Below are 3,534 nucleotides of genomic sequence, written 5' to 3'. Positions count from 1 at the left end.
GCTGGCGGCGGCGGCCGCCTGCGGGGCCATCGTCGCGAACCTCTATTACGCCCAGCCGCTGGTCGATCTGATCGCGCGCGACCTCGGCGTGGCGGCGGCGCTTGCGAGCGCCGTCGTGGCGCTGACCCAGATCGGCTATGCGATCGGCCTTCTGCTCCTCGCGCCCTTGGTCGACCTCGTGGAGAGCCGCAGGCTGCTGACCGCCACGCTGGCGGCGGCGGCCGCCGCCCTGGTGGTGGCCGCCGTGGCGCCGAACGGCGCCGTGTTCCTGTCCGCCTCCCTGCTGATCGGCATTGCGTCGGTCGCAGCCCAGATGCTGCTGCCGCTGATCGCCGGGATGGAGCCCGAGGCGAGCCGCGGGCGCGTCGTCGGCACGATCATGAGCGGGCTGCTGTTCGGCATCCTGCTGGCGCGGCCGGTCGCCGGCGTGGTGGCGGACGCGTTCGGGTGGCGGGCGATGTTCGGCCTGTCGGCCGTGCTGATGGCGGTCACCGCCGTTGCGCTCCGCGCGCTGATCCCGTCGCGCCGCCCGGAAAGCCGGATGAGCTATGGCCAGCTGATCGGCTCCATGGCGGAACTGCTCGCCCGATACCCGACGCTGCGCCGCCGGGCGCTCTATCAGGCGGCGATGTTCGCCGCGTTCAGCCTCTTCTGGACCGCTTCGCCGATGCGGCTCGCCGGCGAGTATGGCTGGTCGCACAGCATGATCGGCCTGTTCGCGCTGGCGGGCGCAAGCGGCGCGCTGATCGCGCCCTTCGCGGGCCGCATGGCCGACGCCGGCCATACCCGTGTCGGAACGCTGATCGCGATCGCGTGCGGCGTCGCCGGCATGGTCCTGGCGGGCCTCGACTGGACCCTGGGACTGGCCGGCCTGCTGCTGGCCGCGATCGTGCTCGACATGGGCGTGCAGGCCAACATGATCCTCGGGCAGCGCGAGATCTACGGGCTCGACGCTGCGGCGCGCGGCCGGATCAACGGCCTCTATGTCGCGATCCTGTTCCTCGGCGGCGCGCTCGGCTCCGCGCTGACGAGCCCGGTGTTCACCTATTTCGGGTGGATCGGCCTGGCGGTCGTGGGCGCCGCGCTGCCGCTGGCGGCGCTGGTGGCGGCCAGCGTGGAGCGGCCGGCCCACTGAGGGCTTGCGTCGCCCGCCGGGCTTGGGCCATCTCGCGCCCCACACTTTTCCGGACCGAGGACATGGCGGGCACCGATCGCACCAAGGCAGACGCCGCAGCCCTGCTGCCCGCGGGACCCGCGGTGGTTCTGGTGGAGCCGCAGCTAGCGGAGAACGTCGGCGCCGTCGCCCGCGCGATGGCCAACTTCGCGCTCAGCGACCTGCGCGTGGTTCGCGCGCCGGGCAAGACCGAGGCCGAGGGCGCGCGGGTCCGCTCGGCCGGGGCGCACTATATCCTGGAGGCGGCGCGCCACTTCGACAGCATAGAGGAGGCGATCGCGGACCTGACGCTTCTGTTCGCCACCACGGCGCGGGGGCGCGGACAGGCCAAGCCCGTCGACGTGCCGGAAGCCGCGGCCCGGCTGATGGCGCAGCACGCAACAGGCGGCGGACGCGTCGGGCTGCTGTTCGGACGCGAACGGACCGGGCTCGAGAATGACGAGATCGCGCTCGCGAGCCGGGTGGTGACGTTCCCGGTGAACCCGGCCTACGCCAGCCTCAACCTCGCCCAGGCGGTGCTGCTCGTCGGCTATGAATGGTTCAAGGCCGCGACCGGCGGCGCGCCGGCGTTCGAGATGCCGACCCGCTCGCCCCCCGGCACGCAGGCCGAGATCGTGGCGCTGTTCGCGCATCTCGAAGGAGAGCTCGACGAGACCGGCTTCTTCCGCTCCCCCGAGAAGCGGGCTTCGATGATCCGCAACATCCGCAACATGATCCACCGCATGGACCCGTCCCGGCAGGACCTCCAGACGCTGCACGGCATCGTGGCGGCGCTGGCGGAGGGCCGCCCGGGCCCGCAGGGGCGGGGACGCACCCTGCTCAAGCCGTTGAAGGACCCGGAGGAAGGCTGAGACGGCCCGCGTCGCGCTCTGGCTCCTTGCGCGCGGCGCGCTGCGTCGGTAGGACGCCCGCGCCCCTCCAAGCCGAGCGACGCCCATGATCCCCCGCTATTCCCGTCCCGAGATGACCGAAATCTGGTCGCCCGAGACGCGCTTCCGCATCTGGTTCGAGATCGAGGCGCACGCCGCCGACGCGCTGGCCGAGCTCGGCGTGATCCCGAAGGAGGCCGCGAAGACGATCTGGGAGAAGGGCGGCGCCGCGACGTTCGACGTCGACCGCATCGACGAGATCGAGCGCGTCACCAAGCATGACGTGATCGCCTTCCTGACCCATCTCGCCGAGTTCGTCGGTCCGGACGCGCGCTTCGTGCATCAGGGCATGACGTCCTCCGACGTGCTCGATACCTGCCTGGCGGTGCAGCTGAAGCGCGCCGCTGATCTGCTGATCGCGGACGTGGACCGCCTGCTCGCGGCGCTCAAGGCCCGCGCGATCGAGCACAAGCGCACCCCCACCATCGGCCGCAGCCACGGCATCCATGCGGAGCCCACGACGTTCGGGCTCAAGCTCGCCGGCTACTATGTCGAGTTCCAGCGCGCCCGCGAGCGGCTGATCGCGGCCCGCAAGGAGATCGCGACCTGCGCGATCTCCGGCGCCGTCGGCACCTTCGCCAATGTCGACATGGCGGTCGAGGCGCATGTGGCCGAAAAGCTCGGGCTGGCTGTCGAGCCGGTTTCGACCCAGGTCATCCCGCGCGACCGGCACGCGATGTTCTTCGCCACGCTTGGCGTGGTGGCGTCGTCCTGCGAGCGGCTCGCGACCGAGATCCGCCATCTGCAGCGCACCGAGGTGCTGGAGGCCGAGGAGTTCTTCTCCGAGGGGCAGAAGGGCTCGTCCGCGATGCCGCACAAGCGCAATCCGGTGCTGACCGAGAACGTCACCGGCCTCGCGCGGATGGTCCGCTCCTACGCGCTGCCCGCGATGGAGAACGTCGCGCTCTGGCACGAGCGGGACATCTCGCATTCCTCGGTCGAGCGGATGATCGGCCCCGACGCGACAGTGACGCTCGACTTCGCGCTCAACCGTCTGGCCGGGGTGGTCGAGAAGCTGCTGGTCTATCCGGAGCGCATGCAGGCCAATCTCGACCGGCTCGGCGGGCTGGTGCACTCGCAGCGCGTGCTGCTGGCGCTCACCCAGAAGGGCGCCTCGCGCGAAGACGCCTACCGGCTCGTGCAGCGCAACGCGATGCCCGTCTGGCGGGGCGAGGGCGATTTCCTGACGCTGCTCAAGGCCGACCAGGAGGTCCGCGGCTTCCTGTCCGAGGCCGAGCTCGAGGAGGCGTTCGACCTCGGCTATCACTTCAAGGCGGTCGACGCCGTGTTCGCGCGGGTGTTCGGCGCCGACTGACCCCGAAAGCAGAACGGGCGGCTCGCGCCGCCCGTCCGATTTCTTTCAGCGCTTTTCTTCTAGCGCTCGCGGCCGCCGCGGCCGCCATGATCGCCGCCGCCCCGGCCGCCGCCGCC

The 3,534-nt window shown here is 71.4% G+C and carries 3 protein-coding genes; all 3 read left to right on the top strand.

Going from position 1 to position 3,534, the window contains the following annotated elements:
• The first annotated feature begins 1 nt into the window (after nucleotide 1).
• Entirely contained in the window at nucleotides 2-1,135 is a 1,134-nt protein-coding gene (locus tag ACIKT0_RS15175) for an MFS transporter (protein WP_407106156.1), read from the top strand.
• Between the two features lie 62 nt (nucleotides 1,136-1,197).
• A complete protein-coding gene (locus ACIKT0_RS15170) occupies nucleotides 1,198-2,025 on the top strand; it encodes an RNA methyltransferase (RefSeq protein ID WP_407106154.1) in 828 nt (275 codons plus the stop codon).
• 85 nt (nucleotides 2,026-2,110) lie between these two features.
• Nucleotides 2,111-3,418 (top strand): adenylosuccinate lyase, encoded by a 1,308-nt coding sequence (gene purB / locus ACIKT0_RS15165; protein ID WP_407106152.1) that lies wholly within the window; start codon nucleotides 2,111-2,113, stop codon nucleotides 3,416-3,418.
• Nucleotides 3,419-3,534 lie beyond the last annotated feature (116 nt).

This window comes from Hansschlegelia beijingensis (genome assembly GCF_045505405.1).
Classification (GTDB): Bacteria; Pseudomonadota; Alphaproteobacteria; order Rhizobiales; family Methylopilaceae; genus Methylopila; species Methylopila beijingensis_A.
Note: the sequence above shows the minus strand (reverse complement) of the source record. Positions and strands in the feature narration are given on the sequence as shown.